Origin of the sequence: Trinickia sp. (assembly GCF_051953955.1) — a bacterium.
GTDB lineage: Bacteria > Pseudomonadota > Gammaproteobacteria > Burkholderiales > Burkholderiaceae > Trinickia.
Window position 1 is genome coordinate 84,955 of sequence record NZ_JBQCIF010000026.1, and the last position, 22,430, is coordinate 107,384.

A 22,430-nucleotide genomic window follows, 5' to 3' on the forward strand; every position below is an offset into this window, starting at 1 on the left:
ACGCGACAGCACGTCATGCGTCATAGCGATCATCCAACGAATCCCCAAACGTCTCCTTCCACCATCGAACCGGTTCTTCTCGCCGGAGCATCGCACGATTGACCCGTGGTTCCGAACAGGCAAACTCATATCCCACAGTGTGAGGCGCGTGCGAAATATTACGGTGCACCAAAAAGAAGGCCGTCGATCGACGGCCTAAAAGGAGCGCTATGCTTGCTTGCGCGTGGGAATGCAGGTCAGTCGTCGACACCCGGCCAAGGTTTGCCGGGGTGCGCCGTCACTTCGATTCGAGAACCTTCAGATATCGATTCACCTCTCGGAGCAGCTCGCCCGTATAAGTGCTCGGCAACGCGCGGTCGTCACCGAGCGCGAGTAGGCGCTCGATTCGTTCGCGGAACGTGCCGGCAATGTCGGCTCGCGTCTGCGGCGGCAGATGGCTCACGATCGAATTGAGCATTTCGCCCGCGACGAGCATCCAAGTGCCGTGCTGGATAATCGCGCTGCTATGCGCACCGGACAAACTGACGATCGCCTCGCGCAGTTCATCCGGGTGGTAGGCATCACCATTCTCGGGCTTGCACGGCGTATCCTCCGCGCGTGCTGCCTCGTTCAATTGATTCATTCATGCTCCCGCGCGCCGCCTTGGGGCGACATGCCACTTTCGTTGACGGCCTTGCTTGCCGGGAAGGGGATTTTAATGGCCGAGCGCCGGCGCCTCGCGGGTCGAATCGGCTGATTCGGGCGTAAGGATTTCCTTAAGAGGCTCGCCGCGGCACGCCTCGAATCGACAAACGAATACCGCGCCGAGCGCCGCTAGCCGGTCGGCCGCCTGCGCACAGTGCCATCGCCACGGTAACGGGATGACGAGAAAGTCAGTCTTTTCTTGCTCGATTTTCAGGATTTCCTGACATCCGCATGCGTTCCAGCCACCCCGATAGATGAAGTAAATTGCGGCGATAGAAGACGGTAATTCCCGCCCACGAGGCCAGCATCGAAGCATCGGGAATGTCGAAATCTTGGTCGCGGCTGCGACGTGCATTGCAGCGTTGCACGGCGAACCGCGCACACTTCGTGACGGCACGGCCGCAACTGCGGCGCCGCCGCGACGAACGCGCGGTGACGCCCGCGCAAGCAGTGGCAGTTTGGAAGGGAGCAGATAAAGATATGGCAACGACGAGCAGTGGCGAGCCACGCCTTCTTTGGTCTAGCGCACTCGGCCGCGCCGCACCGCCAGAGCTGGCGGCGCACGGTGCGCAAGCGATATCGGTCTCCGACTTCATCGACGACGCCGACCCTTCGGTCGTGTTCATCGACTGCGTCGATATGGACGCGGAAGCGGAGATCGACAAGTGGCGCCGCGGTCACGGCGCGGCACCGTACTTGATTCCGGTCGTGCCGCAAGTTGCGCCGCAAATCGTCGTCTCGCTCGTCACGCGCGGCGCCAACGACGTGAGCGGGTATAGCGACTTGCAATGCCCGGACGACATCGTCGGCCGATCGCAGGACGAGGCGCGATTGATGCACCTGGCCAAAACGTGCCGCGGCGGCACGGATTGGCTGCAACGCGTCGCCGACGATTTGCCTTCGCCCATCTTCTTCAAAAACGCCGAGGGCGCCTATACCGGCTGCAACGCGGCCTTCGAGCGCCGATTGGGCCGCGAACGCGAGCAGTTGCTCGGCAAGACGGTCTACGACATCGCGCCTTCGGATCTTGCACTGGTCTACCAACAGGCGGATCTCTCGCTGGCAGCCCGCGGCGGCGTGCAAATCTATATCACGGGCCTGCCCAAGCCGTCCGGCGAAGTCGGGCAGGTCCGCTTTTACAAGAGCGTCATTCATGACGGCGCGGACGTCACCGGCATCGTCGGCACCGTTCACGATATCGACGCGTGCACGGCTGAGCAGGAGGTGCGGGAGGCGCTCCAAGAATTCATGCGCCATGCGGCCGATCACGGCGCCTCCGCGCTGGCTGCCGAAGCGCGCGCCGATGCCGATCGCTTATTGCTCGCGCGCATCGCGAACCGGGATGCCAGCGCGTTGGCGCAGCTTCACCGGCAGTACGCGCGACGGCTCCAGCGGTTCCTCAACAAGGTGACGTGGAACAACCACATGATCGATGAGGTGGTCAACGACGTGTTCCTCGTCGTCTGGAACAAAGCTGCGGAATTTCGCGGCCAATCGTCGGTATCGACGTGGCTGATGGGCATCGCCTATCGTTGCGCCTGCCAGATCATCCGCAGCGAGCTTCGGATCGCGAAAACGGCACAGATGGTCTACGAGCAGCATCTCACCGCGCATTTTTCACACGACTACGAATCGGCGGACCTGCTCGAGAAAGCGATGGCGCAGATTCCTGCCGATCAGCGGCTCGCCATGTCTCTTGCTTATGTATTCGGGCACTCGACCGAGGAAGTAGCCGAAATCACGCACTCGACGCCTTCCGCGGTGAAGGCGCGCCTGCGCAGGGCAAAGGAAAAGCTCCGCGAGGGAATCGGCCAAATCGGCTGATGGACGCTCACGCGTCGACCAAGCACTCCACCACCGTGCGATCGACGAACATCCGCAAGCGCTCGACACCCGCCAAAACAGCGAACGAAACCGCGCGCCGTCCGTATAGGACGTCGTCGTTTCACGCCATCCACTTCCGAATCGCCGTCCGCGGAAACTCATAAAAGGTGCCTATTTCAGGCATCAAAACGAAAAACACCGAGCAGCGCAGTGCCTTTCGATCAGATCAGTCGGATTCGAATGTAGGGCAATTCTGACAGCGCCCCATCGCCGAATCGCGCAAAGCCGCGACACGCGGCGCGAGCGGCGTAAGGAGTTCGCACGAGGTCGAACTAGGGTTCACGACATCCGTTAAATCCCTGGGTATCTCGAACGATCGCTGACGACACTAACAGACAAAGAAACGAAGACTTCATCGATGAAGCAAGGTGCGGCCGAGCGCACCTCGTGGGGAGCAGACATCGCCATCGACGCGAGCGCTTCTGACCGAGACGTACCTCGAACGAGAGAGGATGGTACGTCTCAGTGAATAGCCGATGTATCGCCGACGCTTGTGCGGCGGCGCGGCAGTTGTGGCGCGATCGAACGTGGATCGAGCGCGCTGACTGGAGAATAAAAGTGCGATTCGCTCTTGTTACCGATGATCCGCAGTTGAGTGCCAGCCTCGGCGACAGTTTCGACGAAGACGGCATTGCCATAGAACCGTTCAACGCCGAGTTGTCGTTGTTTCGTGCCATGCGAGGAACGGCCTTCGATGCCGTGATCATCGACGCCAAGAACAACTCGATGCTCGTCAACTCGCTGTTGTCGTGGAGGAACTGCAACGGCGCGACGTCCCTGCCCATCATCGTGCTCACACCGTTCTCGAACTGGTCCGCGATGCTCAGATGGATCAACGCGGGCGCCACCGACGTGGCGAATCGATTCGACCTCGAGCAAGTGCGCCTGCGTGCGCACATTGCACTGCGGCGCCATGCGCAGGACAAGCAAGACGACGTCATCTCGTGCGGCAGCTACGTGTTGCGGCGCGACGGCGAAACGCTGACGATCGACGGCGAAGAAGTCGCGCTCACGCCGCGCGAATTCGCGATGGCGTGGCTGCTCTTTTCGAATGCCGGCAAGTTTCTGAGCCGTGCTCAGATCGCGAGCAGCGTGTGGGGGGCGTGCGAGGACGTGGCCGGCCGGTCGATCGAGCAGCATATCTACAAGCTGCGCAAAAAACTCCGCTTGGCGGGCAACGGAGGCGCGAATCTGAAGACCGTCTACGCGCTCGGCTACAAGCTCGATCTCTCCTCGCAGGATGGCCCGAGCCAGGAATCGGCGGATTGGGAGCCGCCCCGCAACCACACGGCGCCCGCGAGGCCCACCCCCCGCTCCTTCGGCGTCACGTTCGCGGTCGCGGCAGTGCAAGGCTGAGCGATCCGAATCGCAGTGCTCGCGTTGCCGGCGGGGGCTCGCCTTGCATTTTCATGCCGCCCCGAGCCGCTTCATGATTTCCGCTTCATGATTTCCGCTGCATGACTTCCTCTCCCCACTCACTACACACTGATCGGGCAGGTTCGGCCTACGCCGGCTACCCGCCCGATCAGTCGTCTTGCAAACGCACAGCGCCGATTTTCGTTCGCACTACGCGTCAACTACCGAATTCTTTCGCGCCCGGCAAATAGAGTTCGCCGCGACACCCGCATAGAGGAAAGCGAATCGATATCGTCGAGACCGAACGATGCGCCCAGTGTCTCCTGTCCCGGCAGGAATGCGCGCGGGCCTCGTCGCGCGGCGAAACACCTAGGCGCTGCCTCTCGGCGGCGCGCATTCACTATTCATGACGACGAGGTCATTCATGAGCTTATCGATCGGCAGTTCTTCCCAAGTCGGACTCAACGGCGTCGACTTTTCGGCGTCGCTCGATGCGGGCACGAGCGGCACGGCAGAAATCGAAAAAATGCTGGGCATGATGCTCAACATGATCGAGAAAATGCTGGCGCAGGCCATTCAACAGCAAAACCAAATCGCAGGCATCGACACCAAGGGCAGTTCGGCGCCCCCCGCTCCGGCTGACGCCGGTGGCGGTGCGAACGCGGGCGGCGGTGCAGACGCGGGCGGCGGTGCCGATGCTGCAGGCGGTGCTGATGCCGCAGGCGGTGCTGATGCAGCCGGCGGTGCCGGCGGCCTGCAATCGATCGAATCGATGCTGCAGACGATCTTGCAAATGCTGCAGCAACTGCAATCGAGCGGCAATCAGGCTAACGGCGGCCAAGACAACGGCCAGATGCTGCAGATGCTCGGCGAAATCGCGCAGATGCTCGGACAGATTCAGCAAGCGAATGGCGCGCAAGGCGGCGCAGCCGGTGGCGACGCAGCCGGCGGCGCACAAGCGGCAACGGGCGGCAATCCGCAATCGTCGATCGAATCGATGCTGCAGGAAATCCTGAAGATGCTGCAACAGATGACTTCGCAGCACGGTCAATCGGGGAACAGCGACGGGCGAAGCGGCGACGGCAACCAGCAAATCGTGCAGATGCTCGGGGAGATCACGCAAATGCTGCAGCAGATGATGCCGCAGGCGTCGGCGAGTGCGGGCGGGAAGTGAGCGTGCGGGTGAAGGCCGGCTCGAGGAGCCGGCCCTCATCAATCCATTGCTACAGCAAATAAAGGAAATGTGATGAGCATTTTTTCGAAGATCAAGCACGGCTTCGAGCACCTCGGCGACGACATCAAGCATGTCGCCAAGGACGTCGAGCATGGTGTGGAAAACGTCGGCAAAGACATCAAACAAGGTGTCGAGCACCTCGATCCGTTCGCCAACACGAAAATCGGCGAGGGCATCGAGCATGTCTTCAGCAAGATCGGCAAAGGCATCAAAGACGGCGTCGAGCAAGTCGGCAAGAACCTCGTCAAGGATGCGGAAACGGTCGGCAAGGATCTGAAAAAGACGGGCAGCGACCTCGTTCACGGACACTTCAAAGATGCCCTGCACGATGCCGTGAACACGGGCAAGGATGCGTTCAACGGCTACTATGACGCCGTCACGGCAGTCGGCCACGTCGCCGTCGATTCGCTCGCCAACATGCATCTGAGCAAGGGCATGGACAAGGCGATGGGGAAGGTCGAGAAAGGCTACGACGCCTTCACCAACGACATCAAGTCGAGCGTCGACCAAGTGGGCTCGGAAGTGATCAACGGCACCGTCGGCGCGATCTCGAGCACGATCCAGGCTGGCAAGGACGCCGTGCACGGTAAGTGGGGCGCGGCACTCGGCGATCTGGGCAAAGCCGGTATGGACGCCGTCAACGTGGCGTCGGATCTCACGCCCGAAGGCGCCGTAGCCGCAATCGGCACGAACGTCCTCATCAATGCCCACATCGGCAATGCCCAATTGGATGCCGCGATCGGCGGCGCCTTGCACGGCAACGTCGCGCAAACCGTCAAGGGCGTCGTGAAGAACGTTGGCGAAATGGAAGCCGGCAACGTGGCGCAAAAAGCGCTCGGCGGCATCGAATCGAAGATCATGCCGAAGGCAGGCGGATCGGATTCGACCGTCGTGGCGGCAGGCGCTTTGGGCTTCGCAGCGGGCGGGCTTTCGTTCGGCGGGAAAGGCTCGCACGAGTCGCACGGCGGATCGGGCGGATCGGGTGGCTTCGGCGGATCCGGCAAGTTCGGCAAATTCGCCTCGTTCGGCAAGTTTGGCGGCTCCGGCGGCGGCTCCGGCATCTCCGGCAAGTTCGCTTCGTTCGGCAAGTTTGGCGGATCCAGCGGCGGCTCCGGCGGGTCCCGCATTTCCGGCAAGTTCGCGTCATTCAGCAAGCTGGGCGGTTCCGGCGGCTCTGGCATGTCGAGCAAGTTCGCCAGCTTCAGCAAGCTGGGCGGTTCGGGCAAGTTCGGCAAATTCGGCGGTAAGGCGAACGCTGGCGGCCAGCAGGAGTTCTACTCCGCGGGACACGCCGGTTCGGGAAGCAGCAGTCATGCGAACTATGCGGCCCACGGCGAGGCAGACGCGCACGACAAGAAACAACAGCGCGCCGACAATGCCCAAAACGCAGCCGACAACGCCGCAGCCTACAACACGGCATCGAACACTCCTCCCGCTGGCATGCCCCCTGGGTTCTCGCCGTTCATGATGCCTCCGGGCTCGCCGGGAGCAGGCCGCAGCGCGAGCCTCGTGGGCGGCGACGATCCGAGCTCGAATACCTGAACTCGATCGAAGCATCGCGTCCATCGCCAGGCTGGGCCGTGCGGAAACCGCGGGCCAGCCGACACGATGCGTTCGGCACTGAGTCGCAATACTTTGGACCGGCATTTCAGCCGGTCTTTTTTTTGCCAGCGAGCGTAGGCGCAAGCATGAGGAGCATTGCAAACGATAAAAAAGCATCCGCCCGCCTGCGGCGGTGCGGATGCTCAAAGCTCGATGCTTCGAGCGGGGGAAAGCCGCAGCTACATCGCCGAATCCGCACCGCAGCAAGCGGACGCATCATCCGTCGCGGCGGCCGCCGATACGACGCGAGGCGTCAGCAAGAACAGACGCTGGAATTTCTGCCCTTGATGGTGCTTGAATCTGAACAGCCCTCCGATCACGGGAATTTTCGACAAAACGGGCACGCCCGACTCGCTGCGATCGTCTTGATCCACGGTATAGCCGGCAATGAGCAGGCTCTGCCCCTGATCGATCAATGTCTGCGTATCGATCGTGCTCTTGCTGACGACGGGCAACTGTCCCACGTTTTGGCTCGTCAACTGGCCGTCTTCGATGTGCACGTCGAGCCGAATCTGCGGCTTGCCCTGCTCCGAGACTATGCTGGGCAACACGCGCAGCGCTACGCCGGCCGATACGCTGTACAGGCTTCCCGATTCGAAGCCCTGCACCGGCACATAAAACGTCTGCTTGTTGTCCATGACGGCCTCCACGTTGTCGAGCGTGGTCACCTTCGGGCTGGCCGTGATACGCGCGTTGTCCGTTTGCTCCAGCGCACTGATGCGGCTCAGGAGATAGCGCCCCGTGCCTCCGATGACCGCCGTCAATACGCCGCCCACAGGCGTCATCGCCGCGGCTGCACCGGCGACGCCCGTTAGCGTCGACGACGTATTCGAATTCGCATTCGGGAAGCCCTGCGGGTTGATCGAGCCGGGGAAACCCGCCTGCGCGTTCTGCCCGTTGCCCGTTTCGATATCGATGTGGCTCGCGTTCAGCCGCCAATCGACTCCGAGCTCCTTCAAGCCGGTTTCCGAAATCTCGATGATGCTCGCGTCGATTTCCAACACGCCAGGCCGGCGATCGAGCGACGTGATCAGGTGTTCGAGCGCGGGCATCGATTCCGCGCGGGCGCGGACGAGCACGGCATTGTCGCGTGCATCGGCGCGAATGATCGGCGCGTCCGGATGCGTCGACGCCGGCCCCATGGCCCCCGCGCTCGCGCTCATCATGTCGTCCGGCAACGGCGGAATCGAAGCGTTGCGCGCAGAATCGGCACCGCCCGCCGGCGCGGCCGCTGCCTGCGATGGGCCGGATCCGCCGAGGAAGCCCGGCAACGGCGGGAACAATCGTCCGTTCGCGCCCGTCTCCTGCACGCCCGGCGATCCGCCGATGCTGCGCAGCCGATAGGCATCGGCGCCGATCTTCGCGGAGGCATTGCCGACCCTCGGGTCCGCATCGTTCGAATACAGACTGCGCAAGACGGTCACCACGCCCGGCACGACCACCGGCTCTCCGTTGATCATCAGCGATCGATCGGTCGCCCACGCGTAGTGCAGCTTGAACGAACGCACCTCGGGCGTATCGCCGCGCTCGACGTCGCGGTCGATCAAATGCGCGACGTCCGAGGCGAGCTCCACCATGCGCGGCGGCCCCGATACGACGGCGGTCCGCGTTTTGTCGTCGTAGAGCACGGGAAAGCGCGGGTCGTTCACGCCGAGCCTCGCTAGCGCCGCGCGCAAGTCGTCGGTCGTCGCATGCACGAGCCCGATCGTTTGGCTGCGCGCCTCGTTCGGCCCCGACACGCGCAGAACCGACCCGTCGTAGTACCAGATGAAGCCGAACGAATCGGCCATGCGATCTAGAAAGCGCTGCGGCGTTTCATCGAAGCGGCCCGTCACGACACCCTCGACTTGCGGCGAAATCCACGTCATGACGCCTTCGCTCGCACCGAGATCGCGCAGAACTTCCTTGACGTCCTTGTGATCGGCCACGTAGGCGAAGTGATTCGATTTCCAAGGAATCGGCCGCGCAAGCGCATCGCCGCTGCTCAAGCCCATTCCCATCAACGCCGACAACACGAGCGCTCTGACGCAGCGCATGCGTCCTTGATATTTCATTGTTCTTGCTCCGCGAAAATCGATGCCGTTACCGGGTGCAGGACACGATCGTCTGTGACGGCGATTCGTTGAAGTGCTTGCGATAGCCCTTCGCGAGCGTCGAACGGCTCTTGAGCCCCCAGCGGTTCGCGGTGTCGTAGATCGAGGCAGCGGGACCATTCTCGTCGAGCAGGTCGCGGCGAATGCCCTCGAGCCGCAGCGATCGGATCAGGCCGCACGGCGTTATGCCGAGCGCGCGTTTGAACACGAGTTGGATCGTGCGCATCGTCACGTTCATTTCGGCCGCGACCTCGCGCGTCGTCAGATCTTCGCGATCGATGTTCTCGATGATGTAGCGATAGGCGCGCCGATACTTCGCCGGAAGACGGGCCGACACTTCGTCGCTCACGAGCGTCGAGCCATGGGTGCGCGCAGTGCCGGCCGCGCGGGTCGGCGCCGCATCGCTGCGCAGGCAACGCAGCGCTTCGGCCGTATATTGGCAATAGAACTTCAGCGCCTGCGCGTGTTCGCCGCGACGCGTCGCGACTTTCGCCATGCTGTAAAAGTAGTCGACATTGCGATGCACCCTGCCGTCGAACTTCGAGAGGGCGCTCATCATTTCGGCACCGAGATCGTCTTGCCCGCCCGCGAACGCGGCCAACGCCATCTCCAACATCGCATGAAACTCGAAATCGGGATTCGGGGCCGCGCGCGAAATGCGCGCCGCGATCACCGAGGCAGGCGTGCCGCACTCGCCGCTCCCCAGGCGCTCCATCGTGTGCAGCAATTCTTGATGCAGCGACAGCAAGGCCGGCCGCACCGCCACCGCCGAGGCCGGTGCGAGCGGCACCCGGCTGCCCGCGGCGAGCGATACCGAGGCCAACGACGATTGCCAAAATGCATGGTCGTCCAGCGCGCGCGACGCACGCACCTTCAACCTGACGTCGAACTCCTGCGCGAGCAAATCGACGACGAGCCGAAAGCGAGGTTCCTCGTGTTCGTCGGCCAATTCCGCCGCTCGCGACAGCGCACCGTCCGCGGCTTGTTGCTGGGCAAGCTGATGATGCGCGAGCGCCATGCCGATTAAGGCTTCGATCCGTTGCTCGACCTGCGCGCCGGGCTCCGCGCTAACGCGCGCGAAACTGCGCTGCGCCACGGCCGGGCGCGCACGGAACAAACTGATCCAGGCGGTATTGCGGCACGACTGCACGCGCAATTGGTCGTCGTCCTTCCAAATCAGTTTTTGCGCGCGGCGGTAATGATTCTCGGCCGCTTCCAAATCGCCGGCGATGACGGACACGTCGGCCAACGCCGTCAACTCGTGGTTCGATTGCCCGCGTGCCTGCAATTGCACACGTTCGCTCTGATCGGCGACGTCGTCGACAACGCAATAGGCTTTCGCAAAATCGCCGTCGAGCATCGAGGCGCAATAGCGAGGCACACTGTTACGGGATTTGAGGGCGGACAGCAGCGCAAGGTAGACCGTCGGATACATAGCTCGACACTCTTGGAATTCGCCCTGTCACTTGTCGGCCGACCGGGCTAAGCCGTGCATCGGATCGAACCGCGAGTCTTCGCGTATCACCGTGCTTGAGTCGATATTAGTCGGCTGCCGATTCGATAATTTCAACAATCTCACGTCCATCCACAACAATTCTGACTACGGATTCGACGCAAAAATTTCTGCTGTGCGAAAGCACAAAAATTCTGACTACGCGGCACCATCGAACGGTGTTTTCGTGTAGCGCGCTATGCGTGGGGCGGGGTACGAGCGCAGGCGAACGGGCTACTCGCCCGTTGCGCGACGAGAGGACCTGCGCAACAGAGGATCAGAGAATGAACGCGAAGGGCTCGTAAACCGAATCAGTTCGGCGTATGTGTAGCGCCGGGCGACGCCAGTGCGGCCGCTTCTCGCACGAAGCCATCGAGGCGCAGCGAACCGAGGATCTGTTGAGAAAGCACGCCCACCAGCAGGATCAGCATCAGCAGGCCGATAGCGCCGCGCAGCGGCTGGCTCAGCGATGACGGTTCGAGCTTTTCGGCGGCGCGCGCCAGCATGCCGATCGATAGATCGACGAACACCAATGCGAGCATGACAGGCATGCCGAACTTCACGGTGGCCGCCATGATCGAATCCGTGCGCGAAATGATGAAGCTTTCCGCCACGCTCGCCATCGACGGCGTCAGTGATGCGAGCGGCCACCATTTGAACGATTCGAACACCGCGCCCATCAGGAACGTCATGCCGCCTCCCACGTAGAACAACGCCGTGGCCAGTTGCATCAGCGTATTCGATGTAGGCGTGCTTTGATCGCCCCGCAGCGGGTTGTTCATCTGCACGCTGTTGTAGCCGGCGAGATCGTCGATCAGCGTGCCGACGCATTGCGCGATCCAAAACACCGACGAGGCGGCAAAGCCGAGCAATGCGCCCAGGAACATTTCCTTCAGCGAAATCATCAGCAACTGCACCGACCCGAGCCCGTCGAAGTAGTGGGCAGGCTGCGCGGCGGCCACGAACACGGCGAGCACATAAATGATGCCGTTGCGCGCCATACCGGGCAGCATATCGCCGCTCGTAGGCGGAAAAATCGAAAAAGCCACGGCGATGCGGGATGCGCTCAGCGCCAGCGTGAAAAAAAAGCCCTGGTACTCGTTGAACAGCTCCGCTAGCGCGCGGGCTGCGATCATTGCGTCGCTCATCGTTCCTACCCTCCGCGAACGAGACGCGCCGCGGCCGTTTCGCCCGCTTCGTCGTCCGCCCGTTCTTCGATGCGACGCTGAGCCGCCGCGATGACCTTTCGCAATTGTTCACGCGCGGCTTCCAGCGACACATCGGCGCGACGCACGTCGGCCCCGAGTCGCTCGATGACACCTTGCTGGGCTTCCACGGCGTCGGTCGCGCGGCGCACTGAGGCACGCGCTTGTTCCACGGCCTGCGCCAACGGCGTCCTATAGCGGTCGAGATCGAGATAGGTCACGGGCGACAATCCGTTCGGGTCGCCCAGCAATTGCGCGATACGCTCTTCATGCGCGAGGCGACGCCCCTGCGCCGCTTGCAGTTCGCGCTCTGCCTCTTCCGCCTCGCTCACGAGCCGCTGTAGTTCGTGCCGTGCGTCGGAGAGCGCCCGCTCGAGGCGCTCCTTTGCCCGCGCCTTGGCCGCAACGACGATCTTCCAAACGTGCTCGACCGCGCGGCTCATGGCTCGCCGAAGCCGCAAAGCACATCGCGCGTCTCGGCCAAATCGGCCAAATCGTCGGTGCGCTGACGCACGAACCCTTCGATCTCCTCATGCATCGCAATGGCTTCGTCGGCAAGCGGATCGGACCCGCTCTTGTATTCGCCAATTTGCAGCAGCATCTCGACTTCGTCGTATTTGGCCATCAAGCGGCGGACACGGCCGGCCCCGGCACAGTGCGCCGGCGATGCGATCTGCGGCATCACGCGGCTCAAGCTGCCCAGTACGTCGATTGCCGGATACCGGTTGCGAGCGGCAATCTTGCGCGAGAGAATCAAGTGCCCGTCGAGAATACCGCGCACTTCCTCGCTGACCGGATCGCCGCCTTCTTCGTCGTCGGCCAGCACCGTGTACAACGCCGTGATCGAGCCGTCTCGTCCCATGCCGGCGCGTTCGAGCAGGCGCGGCAATTCGGCGAACACCGACGGAGGAAAGCCTCGGCGTGTCGGGGGCTCGCCGGCCGCCAGCCCGATCTCGCGCTGCGCCCGCGCAAAGCGTGTCAGCGAATCCATCATCAGCAGCACGCGCTGGCCTTGATCTCGGAAGTACTCGGCGATCGCCGTGCCCACGTGGGCTGCTTTCGCGCGCTCGATCGATGAACGATCCGAGGTGGCGCAGACGACGACGCTGCGCGCCATGCCCTCTTCGCCGAGAATGAGTTCGATGAATTCGCGCACTTCGCGCCCACGCTCGCCGATCAATACGATGACGTTGACGTCGCACTCCGTGCCGCGGGCGAGCATGCCGAGCAGCGTACTTTTGCCGACGCCCGCCGCCGCGAAGATGCCCATCCGCTGCCCTTCACCGAGCGCCATCAGACCATCGATCACGCGCACGCCGGTGCCGAGCTGAGTCTCGATCATGCGCCGCTCGAGCGGATCCGGCGCATTCGCGAACACCGGCATGCGCTGCAGTGCGTCGATCGGGCCGAGACCGTCGCTAGGCTCGCCAAGCCCGTCGAGCACGCGTCCGAGCAGCCCGGGCCCCACCGGCACGGAAAGCGGCTCGCCGCTGCCCGTCACGCGCGTACTGCGCGAAATGCCCGTCATGTTGCCGAACGGCGCCAGCAGCACGTACTGGCGGGCGATGCCGACGACCTCCGCCCGCTGCATCAGCGTTCCGTCCGCGCCCCACAACTCGCAGAGCTCGCCGAGTTGCGCGTCCAACCCGCCCACCTTGATCAAAGTGCCGACGGCCTCGAGCACCTTCCCATAGGATTGCAGAGATGCACTTTGGCCGAGCGCGGCCTCGAACTGATCCGCAAAGCGGGCGATCGCGCTCATTTCACTCTTCCTCGCCGTCGTATTCGTTCAACGTGTCGTCGTCCCACTCGCCCCGCGGCCGCCGATCCTCGGCCATCAAGTCCACGATTGCGGGCACGGCACCCTTCAATGCGCGTTGAAGCCCAGCCAACTGCGCGCGAAGATTCCCTTCGATGACGCCGTAGTCCCACTCGCAGACGCAACTGCCTTGCTCGATCGCATCGTCGACGATCACCTCGAGGTTCAGCGGCGGGCTCGCTTCCCGCGCAAGCACGCCGAAGGTGCGCCTCGCGCTCTCCGCGTCGGCCTCCGAAACGATCACGCTCAGATGGGTCGCATCGTCGATCGCTCGCGACACGCTCGCTGCGATGCGGCGCATCAGCGCATCGCGATCCGTTTCGGCGATGACTTGTTCTACTGCATTCATCACCAGCCGTGCGAGCCGGGCCGATTGATCGTGAAGCTCTTCGCGCTCGTCCCGCATACGCGCGAGACACTGGACATGCGCTTCGGCCATGGCGCGACGCTGGCCCGCCGCATAGCCGAGGCGAGCGCTGTTGTCGTATTTGCGGCGCGCCGCCGCCACGAACGCTTCAGCCTCGCGCCGCGCGGTTTCGACGAGTTGCTCGGCCCGCTCGGTCGCATCGTGCATCGTCGCGTGCACGACTTCGTCGAGCGCTTCCATTGCCTCGTTCAGCTCCATCGTCCGCGCGAACTCCCCGGCGCGAACGATATCGTTCTCGATCGCAATCACCTTCGGTTGTTGCTTCAACCAAATAGCCATTGAAACTCCGGAAACAAGTGGCCTGCGATGGAAAAGAACTCATCCGTGGCGCTGGTGCCCGTCGCCGCTTCGGTGCCGATGACGACACCCGCTTGCGAGACGGCGGTACGCTGAAACGTCAGCGCGTTCTGCCAGATATCGCCGCCCGCGGCGAGCTCCAGTCCGAGCTCGACGGTGCGACGCAACGTCGGATGAGTGCACGCGCCGTCCGCCAACATCAAGTCCCAACCCGCTCGCGCCAGCGCATCCGCGGTCAGGTCTTCAGGTAAAGACTGAGCCGATGTCGCTGCCAACGCATGCTCTTGCAGCGCGGCGAATGCCACCGGCCCGATGCTGAGCGAGAGCACGCGCCTCGTCTGCCGATCGACGCAGCGCCGAATCGCATCGCGGCAGCCGAACAGCGCGCGGGCGGCGAGTATCGGCCTCAACGCATGCGCGGCGATGATCGCGATGCGATTGCCCGCTCGCAGGAACGCCTCCGCCGGCACCGGGGCGACGAACCACAAGCGTCGCGCTTGAGCGAACCGCAGCGCCGAAGTGCGCCGCCCGAAGGGCGCGCTCGGCGCCCCTACCGGCGATCTGCGCGCGGCCTCGAGCGCGAGCGCCGCCGTCAGCTCTTGCACCCGTGAATCGAACTCTCGCAGCGCGTGAATGATCGGATCGTTCGTGCTCATGGCGCGACGGCGGGAACACCGCTCTCCTTGTCTTTCCCCCGCTTGAAACGCTTCGGCAGCGCGTCTCTCCATGCACGCGGCGCAAAGGCCAGCCACAGTGCGGCGGCGGCGGCGATGACGCCCAAGACGGCAGCGCCCGCGATCCACATCGTCGATGCGCCCGCGCGCTCCCGTTCGGCAATCAATCCGTCCGGGATCGGCTGGCTCGACTGCACCAGCGTCACGCTGACGTTGTCGTACGTCAAGCCTTCGACGCTATGCACAACGAGGTTCTTGATGCTCGGCACCAGCGCTTGGATGTCGACGCCGGCTCGATACTTGATGAAGACGGCCGCCGACGACGGCTTGATGATGTTCGACAACGGATCGTTGTTCGGCAACACGATCTGCACTTCTGCCACCGCCACCCCGTCGATCTTAGACAACGTTTCAGAGAGCTGCTGCGACACGCCGTAGATGAACCGTACGCGCTCCTCCGTGGGCGTGGAAATCAACCCATCCTTCTTGAACATGTCGCCGAGCGACGTGTACTTCGGATGCGGCAGCCCATGCGCGCGAAGCACTTCCATCGAGCGCGCGAAATCGTCGCTGCCGACCTCGACGGTCCAGCTTTTCCCGCTGTCGGGCGAAGACTTGCTCGCATCGATACCGGCCTCGAGCAACACGCGCATCAAGTCGTTCGCATCGGGCTCTGTCAGTTGCGCATACAGTTGCTTGCTGCATCCGGCAAGCGCCGCGGTCATGGCCGCAAGAATCGCCAGGGTTCGCAGCAAGCTCAAAAAGCGGCGCATGGCGCCCTCCGTCATTGGTTCTTCATCAGGGTCTGCACGGTGCTCTTGCCGCCTTGCGCGACGGCCGTGCCCGTGTAGATCTTCACCATTTCGTCGGTGACGGCGTGCTGGATCGCCATCGTCTGCGCCGCGGCTTCCTGCACGGACATGTTGCCGCTCTGCGCTTCGAACGCGTCGATGCGCTCCGTCAATGCGCCGAATGCTTCATCCTGTCTGGTGACGGCCTGGGACAACGTCGAGGGGCCTTGGATATGCCCCGACTGCTCGGGAACGAGACGCGCTTGTTCGAGCGCTTCGCGAAAGCGCGCACCGAGGCCCTCCGGTGCATGATTGCCGAAGGTGGCTGGCGTGGCGTCGGCGGGACCGCTCGCGGAAGTGACGCTCGGCAGCGAGACAGGGGGCGTGATGGCTGAGATGGGAACGGTCATGTCGGCACCTCACGCACGCATATAGCCGAACGACATCGCTTGCCGCATCAGATCGGCATCGGCACCCTTACTGTCGGCCGGCGCGCTCTCCTGTGCCGCCTCGTCGCGTTTGCCGGTCAAGAGCTTCATGAGGCCGACCGATTCGGGGTCTTCGTCGCGCTCGAGCACTTCATTGGCGTAGATGCGCCACGAGGGATCCTTGAGCGAAGACAGACAAAGCGCGAGCAGCGCCGTCACGTAGGGGCCGAATGGCGGCTTCAAATCGCGGCCTTCCAATTGCCGCAGCAATTGCGCGGCATCGGCAGGGCGATTTCGGCGGATTTGCAGCCATGCATCGTAGGCATGCAGTTCGATAAAGTCCGGACGCATGACGTGAAGCGCTGCCAGCATCCGCTCGGCTTCGTCCAAATGACCCTTACGAGCCGCCCAAGTCAACATCTCCACCAGCGCCGATATCAGGTCTTTACTGCATGTCGTGAGATCCATCTTTCCCCTCGCGAAGTTCCAATCGAAACCAGGGCTGACCGCCCGGAACGGCCGTACACGAAAGGTGCGCCGCCGATGCCTCGTAACGTAACGGGGTTCGTCCGCTCGTCCGGGCATACGCGGCGAATTTCGGCGCCTGACAACGAATCGGGCATCGGGTTTTCGCCCGATGACGCGCCGTTTCGTCGGGCGCGAGCACATGGGCAGCGGTACCGGGCGACACTCGCGGCCAATTCGATCGATGAATTGATGGTCTTACCTGCGAGCGCGCCATGTCCGACGAGAAAACCGAAGAGCCGACAGAGAAAAAGCTCCGGGACGCGCGCGAGGACGGCGAGACGATCAAGAGCGCGGACTTGTCGTTTGCGATGTTGCTGCTCGTGTCGGCGCTCGGTCTATCGCTCGCGGGGCCTACGATGGGCGAGCATCTGAGCGCGCTGCTGCGCATCGCGCTCGACGTGCACGCCGTCGGTACGACGGACGCGGACCTGCGCCGCGCGATGTCCCGCATCGGCATCCAAGCGCTGCTGCTGTCCATTCCGTTGGGGGTGGCGGTGGTGGCGGCCATCGTCTCGGTGGCCGCGCAAGTCGGCTTCGTGCTCTCGTTCAAGCCGCTCGAACCCAAATTCAACGCCATCAACCCCGGATCGGGATTGAAGCGGATGTTCTCGATGCGCTCTTTCGTCGACCTGATCAAGATGACGATCAAGGCGGTCGTCATTGCGGCGGTGCTCTATAAGACGTTGATCTCGCTCATGCCGCTGATCGTCGGCGTCGCTTACGAGCCGATACCGGATCTCATCCAAATTTCCTGGTCGGCGCTATGTCGTCTATTCGCCGTCGGCGGGGTGCTTTATCTCGTGCTGGGCGTCGTCGATTACGGAATTCAACGCTGGTTGTTCATGCGCGATCACCGGATGAGCAAGGACGAAGTCAAGCGCGAATTCAAAAATTCGGAAGGCGATCCGCAGCTCAAAGGCAAGCGCAAGCAGATCGCGCGCGAGATCGTTCAGGAAAACCCCGACAAAGCCGTGGCCGGTGCCCGCGCCGTCATCGTGAACCCCACCCACTACGCCGTCGCGGTGCGCTACGAGCCCGACGAATACGACCTGCCTCGCGTGGTGGCGAAAGGCGTCGATGCCGACGCGCTCGAAATCCGGCGCATGGCCGAGCGTCATGGCGTGCCGATCATCGGCAATCCGCCGCTTGCGCGCGCGCTCTATCTGGTCCCGCTCGAAGACGCGATTCCCGAATCGTGCTTCAAGGCCGTGGCCGCCGTGCTCGCGTGGGTCGAGGACATGCAAGCCGGCGATGGCGCCGGCAGCCAAGCATCCCCCGGGCCCGCAATGAGCATGCACGTACAACCCAATGAAGGACTGCCGTCATGACAAAAGGCGCTACGCTTTCCAGAGCTTCGCAATACAGCGGTGAAGTCGGCATCGCCGGGGTGATCGTCGCGGTCGTCGCGTTGATGATCCTCCCGCTGCCCACGTTCCTCATCGATATGCTGCTAGGCGTGAACATCACGGCCAGCGTCGTATTGCTGATGGTGACGATGTACATCCCGAACGCCACCTCGCTTTCGTCGTTTCCGTCGCTGCTGCTGTTCACCACGCTGTTTCGGCTTTCGCTGAACATCGCTTCGACGAAGTCGATTCTGCTCAAGGCCGAAGCGGGCCACATCATTCAGAGCTTCGGCGAGCTCGTCGTGGGCGGCAACCTCGTCGTCGGCCTCGTCGTCTTTCTGATCATCACCACGGTGCAGTTCATCGTCATTGCCAAGGGCTCGGAGCGGGTGGCTGAAGTAGGCGCGCGTTTCACGCTCGACGGTATGCCTGGGAAGCAGATGAGTATCGACGCCGACGTGCGCGCGGGCAATCTCACGTCCGAGCAAGCGCAGAAGCGGCGCGCTCTGCTCGCGCTCGAAAGCCAGTTGCACGGCGGGATGGACGGCGCGATGAAATTCGTCAAGGGGGATGCGATCGCGGGCCTCGTCATTACGATGGTCAACATCCTGGCCGGGATCGTCATCGGCGTCACCTATCACGGCATGACGGCGGGCGAAGCGGCGAACCGCTTCTCCGTTCTCTCGATCGGCGACGCGATGGTGTCGCAGATTCCTTCACTGCTGATCTCGGTCGCGGCCGGCGTGCTGATCACGCGCGTTGCCGACGAAGACAGCAAGCCCCGTTCGCTCGGCACGGAAATCATCGAGCAGTTGTCGGGGAACGCGCGAGCGCTGTTCAGCGCCGCTGCCCTGCTCTGCGGTTTCGCCCTCGTTCCCGGATTTCCGTCGGTGCTGTTCGTCGTATTGGCGGGCGCGCTGGCGGCCGGCGGCTTTGCGCTCATCCGCAAGCAGCGCAAAGCGGATGCACCCGCCGGTCCCGAACTGCCGGCTCTCACGCGTGAAGGGTCCAAGGAAAGCGCACCGACCATCGCGAAGCGGGCGCCGTCCTTCGCGGTCCCGCTCGCCATTCGCTTCTCGCCGCAGTTGGCGTCGCTGATCGACGCGGGCAAGCTCGACGATGCCTTCGAAAAAGGGCGCCGCGCGCTGACTGCCGACCTCGGCTTGCCGTTTCCGCGCACCGCCCTATGGGTCGCCGAAGATCTGACGGGGCACAGCTATCAATTGATCGTGCAAGACGTGCCTTCGCCGAGCGTCGATCTGCCGCCCGGCCTTTCCGTCTTGGGCGAAGCGCCGGAAGCGCTGCGTCCGCAATGCGAGGAACGGCGCAACGTGGCGGGGCTCGCGCACAGCTATTGGATCGACACCGATAAGGTGCCGCCCGATTCGGCCAAAGCGATCCTGAGCCGCGAAGCGTTGATCGCGGGGCACGCCATCGCGCAGCTCGGCGCGGAAGCGAAGCTGTTCGTCGGCCTGCAAGAAACGCAATGGTTGCTCGAGCGCGCCGGCACCGAGTATCCGGGGCTCGTCGCGGAAGTCCAGAAAGCCCTGCCGGCCCAACGCATCGCGGAAGTGCTGCGGCGCATGCTGGAAGAACGCGTGCCGATTCGCAACATGCGCGCCATTCTCGAAAGCCTGATCATTTGGGGGCCGAAGGAAAAAGACCTTCTGATGGTGACGGAGTACGTTCGCGGCGACATCGGCCGCTTCATCGCGCACCGCGCCACGGGCGGCACGGGCGAGCTGCCCGCCATCGTGCTCGATCCGAACGTCGAGCAAACGATTCGGCAATCGATCAAGCCGACACCGGCGGGCAACTTTCTCGCGCTCGAGCCGAGCACGATCGACGTGCTGCTCGGCAATCTCGAGCAGCTCCGCGGCCCCGCGCCGGCCGAGCATCTGGCGATCGTCACCGCCATGGACATTCGCCGCTACGTGCGTCGGATGATCGAGCATCGCTTTCCGGCGCTGCCCGTCTATTCGTTCCAAGAACTCGGATCCGACGCGCATCTGACGCCTGCCGGCCGTCTCAGCTTCTGACGATCGGGGTCGTCATGTCGAACCGCACGCACAACGCACGGGACGTCCGTATTTTGCCCGCCGCGGGCACCGCCGCCACGGGCTGTGCGCCTGCAGGCCGCGCATCGGCCGGAGCAGCGGCGCAGTTTGCTCGCTTGCTGGAGGCGCGAATGGGAAGCGCAGCCGGCCCCTCGTTCGTCTCGCCCGATGACGGCAACGCTTCCGATCGCGACGGGCACGACGAACAGGAACAAGGCGCAGCCGATCACTTCGCCGGCGACGTGCTCGGTGGCGAACCCACAGGCCCGCACAGCCCGACGGACGCGGCCCCGTCGCCGCCCTCCCGCGGACGTGAGGGGCGTGACGGGCGCGACGCGCCCGCCGTGCAAGCCCCGCAAGCCACTAGAAGCAGCGCGCCGCGCACGCTACGGCTTCAGCGCGCACAAAGCTCGAAGGCATCGGATGCGCCGCAGCCGGAGCACGATACGGCCCTCGGCCGCCAAATCGTGCACGCCTGCACGGCAGCGGCGCACGGCGATCTGCTCACGCGCGAACTCGCCGATCGCATCGCGCGTTTTTGCTCGATGTCGGGCGAAGGCGGTGAATCATCGTGGGCCGTGACGTTGCCGATGAATCCGACCGTGCTGCCCGATACGCTGCTGCATCTTCAACTTTCGCCGTCGTCCATCGCAATTCGCTTTGAAACGCCGAATGCGCGAGCGCTGCAATTAATCTCCGATAACGCCGACGCACTGCGTGTGCGGCTGGCCGACGCGCTAGGTCGTCACATCGACGTCGAAGTGGCCGCACCGAGCGTCTGACAAGGAGATCACCGGATCATGTTCGAAGCCCGCCCGACCTCGCTCAACGGCAAACTGCCGAGCTATCCGAGCGAACTCGCACAACTCGCGCGGGCATTGGGCATGCGCGGCTCGGCGCGCCCAGGCGCCGCGCATGACCTGCGGCTGCACGGGATGGCCGGAGTGCGCGGCGAGCAGCATGCAACGATAGTCGTCGATACCGCGCACGGCCCCATCACACTCGTCGTCGACGTGACCGATCACACTGCGCTGCAAACGATCGCGCACGATTGCGACCCGGTACGCGCAGCCGCGCTGGCCAATCTGTGGCTCGGCGATCTCCTCGCGTGCTGCGATACGGGCAGCGGTAGCGCGCCCGCGATTCGATCCTTCACGCTCGCGCGCAATGCGCAAACGCACCGCGGCTTGTCGTTTTCGTTCATTGCCGCGGGCATCGAATGCCACTGCGCGGTACTCGAGCTGCCGGCCGCGCTGGCGGCCGAATTCGAGCGCCGTTGGGCGCAGCCCGGCCCGAACGCGAGCCTCGATACGCTCGATGGCTTCACGCTCGCCTGTGCCATCCGATTGCGCAGCCGCCGCTGCTCGCCCGGGATGCTCGCCTCGCTGCGGCGTGGCGACATCCTGCTCGGGTGGCAGCCGCGCTTCGCCTATGCGGCAGGCAAGCCGCTACCGGGAGCGATGCTGCGCATCGGTGCGCCACGTGGCCGGCAATTGCATGCCGCCGTATGCGTCGAGACGAACACCGTTACTTTGGAGACCCCCGTGACTCTGGCCACCACACAACCCGACGACTTCGACCCGCTCGAAGGCGCGCCAAGCCACCCGCTGACCGAACCACCAGTGCCCGTTGCGTCGATGGAAATGCCGGTCCACGTCGAACTGTTCAGTGTCAATCTGGGCATCGCGCAAGTAAGCGCGCTGCAGCCCGGCTATGTCCTCGATCTGCCGTTGCCGCTCGACGAAAGCACGGTGCGGCTCGTGTCCTACGGACAAACGCTCGCATTCGGCAAGCTGGTGGCTGTCGGCGAAAACCTCGGCGTGCAAATCGAACGAATGGCGGCGAGCGATGAACGGCAATCTTGACGTCGCCTCGCTGCTGGTCGCGCTGTTGGCGTTCGGCTTGCTGCCGTTCGCCGCGATGGTCGTCACGTCCTACACGAAAATCGTCGTCGTGCTCGGCCTGCTGCGCAATGCGCTCGGCGTGCAACAGGTGCCGCCCAGCACCGTGCTCAACGGCATCGCGATGATCGTCACGTGCTTCGTCATGGCACCCGTCGGCATGGACGCCATGCACCGCGCACAGGTGTCGACCGAACAGAACCCCACGAGCCAAGTCATGCCGATCTTCGATGCGGCCCGCGAACCGTTCCGCCAGTTTCTGCTGAAACACACGGACGAACGCGAGAAAGCGTTCTTCATGCGCTCGGCACAGCAGATCTGGCCGGCGGACAAAGTTGCGGCGCTCAAGCCCGACGATCTCATCGTGCTCGCACCGGCATTCACGCTGACGGAGCTGACCTCCGCCTTCAAGATCGGCTTCCTGCTGTATCTCGCCTTCGTCGTGATCGACCTGATCGTGGCCAACCTCTTGATGGCGCTCGGGCTGTCGCAGGTGACGCCGACCAACGTGGCGATTCCCTTCAAGCTCCTGCTGTTCGTATCGATGGATGGATGGTCGACGCTGATTCACGGGCTTGTTTCGACGTACAGGTAGCAGGGAACAAGTAACAG

The 22,430-nt window shown here is 63.5% G+C and carries 21 protein-coding genes; 9 read left to right on the forward strand and 12 right to left on the reverse strand.

Annotation, left to right across the window (positions count from 1 at the left end):
* Positions 1-277: 277 nt before the first annotated feature.
* Positions 278-622 carry a hypothetical protein gene (locus ACTHNZ_RS05130; RefSeq protein WP_440541416.1) on the reverse strand — a complete coding sequence of 115 codons (345 nt, stop codon included), beginning with the start codon at positions 620-622 and terminating at the stop codon, positions 278-280.
* A gap of 72 nt (positions 623-694) precedes the next feature.
* Entirely contained in the window at positions 695-1,039 is a 345-nt protein-coding gene (locus ACTHNZ_RS05135) for a hypothetical protein (protein WP_440541417.1), read from the reverse strand.
* 125 nt (positions 1,040-1,164) lie between these two features.
* On the opposite strand from ACTHNZ_RS05135, the gene ACTHNZ_RS05140 reads away from it, so the two are divergent.
* The 4 genes from ACTHNZ_RS05140 (at position 1,165) to ACTHNZ_RS05155 (ending at position 6,700) form a co-directional block, all read left to right on the forward strand.
* Positions 1,165-2,508 (forward strand): sigma-70 family RNA polymerase sigma factor, encoded by a 1,344-nt coding sequence (locus ACTHNZ_RS05140; protein ID WP_440541418.1) that lies wholly within the window; start codon positions 1,165-1,167, stop codon positions 2,506-2,508.
* Positions 2,509-3,126: 618 nt separating this feature from the next.
* The gene (locus tag ACTHNZ_RS05145; protein WP_440541419.1) at positions 3,127-3,924 is read left to right on the forward strand and encodes a response regulator transcription factor; all 798 of its coding nucleotides are present in this window, start codon (positions 3,127-3,129) and stop codon (positions 3,922-3,924) included.
* Between the two features lie 424 nt (positions 3,925-4,348).
* Entirely contained in the window at positions 4,349-5,098 is a 750-nt protein-coding gene (locus ACTHNZ_RS05150) for a hypothetical protein (RefSeq protein WP_440541420.1), read from the forward strand.
* A 72-nt stretch (positions 5,099-5,170) separates the two neighbouring features.
* Positions 5,171-6,700: a hypothetical protein gene (locus ACTHNZ_RS05155; RefSeq protein ID WP_440541421.1), complete on the forward strand. Its 1,530-nt coding sequence runs from the start codon at positions 5,171-5,173 to the stop codon at positions 6,698-6,700.
* A 239-nt stretch (positions 6,701-6,939) separates the two neighbouring features.
* On the opposite strand, the gene sctC is transcribed toward ACTHNZ_RS05155, so the two are convergent.
* The 10 genes from sctC to ACTHNZ_RS05205 form a co-directional block, all read right to left on the reverse strand.
* On the reverse strand, positions 6,940-8,814 hold the full coding sequence (gene sctC / locus ACTHNZ_RS05160; RefSeq protein WP_440541422.1) for a type III secretion system outer membrane ring subunit SctC: 1,875 nt from the start codon (positions 8,812-8,814) through the stop codon (positions 6,940-6,942).
* A gap of 28 nt (positions 8,815-8,842) precedes the next feature.
* On the reverse strand, positions 8,843-10,288 hold the full coding sequence (locus tag ACTHNZ_RS05165) for a helix-turn-helix domain-containing protein (RefSeq protein WP_440541423.1): 1,446 nt from the start codon (positions 10,286-10,288) through the stop codon (positions 8,843-8,845).
* A 368-nt stretch (positions 10,289-10,656) separates the two neighbouring features.
* A complete protein-coding gene (gene sctT / locus ACTHNZ_RS05170) occupies positions 10,657-11,493 on the reverse strand; it encodes a type III secretion system export apparatus subunit SctT (RefSeq protein WP_440541424.1) in 837 nt (278 codons plus the stop codon).
* Between the two features lie 5 nt (positions 11,494-11,498).
* The gene (locus ACTHNZ_RS05175; protein ID WP_440541425.1) at positions 11,499-11,993 is read right to left on the reverse strand and encodes a hypothetical protein; all 495 of its coding nucleotides are present in this window, start codon (positions 11,991-11,993) and stop codon (positions 11,499-11,501) included.
* Positions 11,990-13,312, reverse strand: a complete 1,323-nt coding sequence (locus ACTHNZ_RS05180) for a FliI/YscN family ATPase (RefSeq protein ID WP_440541426.1) — start codon at positions 13,310-13,312, stop codon at positions 11,990-11,992. Before ACTHNZ_RS05180 ends, ACTHNZ_RS05175 begins: the two co-directional genes overlap by 4 nt.
* Position 13,313: 1 nt before the next feature.
* Entirely contained in the window at positions 13,314-14,075 is a 762-nt protein-coding gene (sctL, locus tag ACTHNZ_RS05185; RefSeq protein ID WP_440541427.1) for a type III secretion system stator protein SctL, read from the reverse strand.
* Positions 14,060-14,749, reverse strand: coding sequence for a type III secretion protein HrpB4 (locus tag ACTHNZ_RS05190; protein WP_440541428.1), 690 nt, complete (start codon positions 14,747-14,749; stop codon positions 14,060-14,062). The genes sctL and ACTHNZ_RS05190 overlap by 16 nt, the downstream gene beginning before the upstream one ends.
* The gene (gene sctJ, locus ACTHNZ_RS05195; RefSeq protein WP_440541429.1) at positions 14,746-15,540 is read right to left on the reverse strand and encodes a type III secretion system inner membrane ring lipoprotein SctJ; all 795 of its coding nucleotides are present in this window, start codon (positions 15,538-15,540) and stop codon (positions 14,746-14,748) included. Before sctJ ends, ACTHNZ_RS05190 begins: the two co-directional genes overlap by 4 nt.
* 11 nt (positions 15,541-15,551) lie before the next feature.
* Positions 15,552-15,968, reverse strand: coding sequence for a hypothetical protein (locus ACTHNZ_RS05200; RefSeq protein ID WP_440541430.1), 417 nt, complete (start codon positions 15,966-15,968; stop codon positions 15,552-15,554).
* 9 nt (positions 15,969-15,977) lie between these two features.
* Positions 15,978-16,454, reverse strand: a complete 477-nt coding sequence (locus tag ACTHNZ_RS05205; protein WP_440541431.1) for an HrpB1 family type III secretion system apparatus protein — start codon at positions 16,452-16,454, stop codon at positions 15,978-15,980.
* Positions 16,455-16,726: 272 nt separating this feature from the next.
* On the opposite strand from ACTHNZ_RS05205, the gene sctU reads away from it, so the two are divergent.
* From sctU to sctR, 5 genes are read left to right on the forward strand one after another with little or no spacing between them, the layout of a single operon-like run.
* Positions 16,727-17,842 (forward strand): type III secretion system export apparatus subunit SctU, encoded by a 1,116-nt coding sequence (gene sctU / locus ACTHNZ_RS05210; protein WP_440541432.1) that lies wholly within the window; start codon positions 16,727-16,729, stop codon positions 17,840-17,842.
* Positions 17,839-19,899: a type III secretion system export apparatus subunit SctV gene (gene sctV / locus ACTHNZ_RS05215; RefSeq protein ID WP_440541433.1), complete on the forward strand. Its 2,061-nt coding sequence runs from the start codon at positions 17,839-17,841 to the stop codon at positions 19,897-19,899. The genes sctU and sctV overlap by 4 nt, the downstream gene beginning before the upstream one ends.
* 14 nt (positions 19,900-19,913) lie before the next feature.
* Positions 19,914-20,699: a type III secretion system protein SctP gene (sctP, locus tag ACTHNZ_RS05220; RefSeq protein WP_440541434.1), complete on the forward strand. Its 786-nt coding sequence runs from the start codon at positions 19,914-19,916 to the stop codon at positions 20,697-20,699.
* An 18-nt stretch (positions 20,700-20,717) separates the two neighbouring features.
* On the forward strand, positions 20,718-21,782 hold the full coding sequence (gene sctQ, locus ACTHNZ_RS05225; RefSeq protein ID WP_440541435.1) for a type III secretion system cytoplasmic ring protein SctQ: 1,065 nt from the start codon (positions 20,718-20,720) through the stop codon (positions 21,780-21,782).
* Positions 21,766-22,413, forward strand: coding sequence for a type III secretion system export apparatus subunit SctR (gene sctR / locus ACTHNZ_RS05230; protein WP_440541436.1), 648 nt, complete (start codon positions 21,766-21,768; stop codon positions 22,411-22,413). The genes sctQ and sctR overlap by 17 nt, the downstream gene beginning before the upstream one ends.
* Positions 22,414-22,430 lie beyond the last annotated feature (17 nt).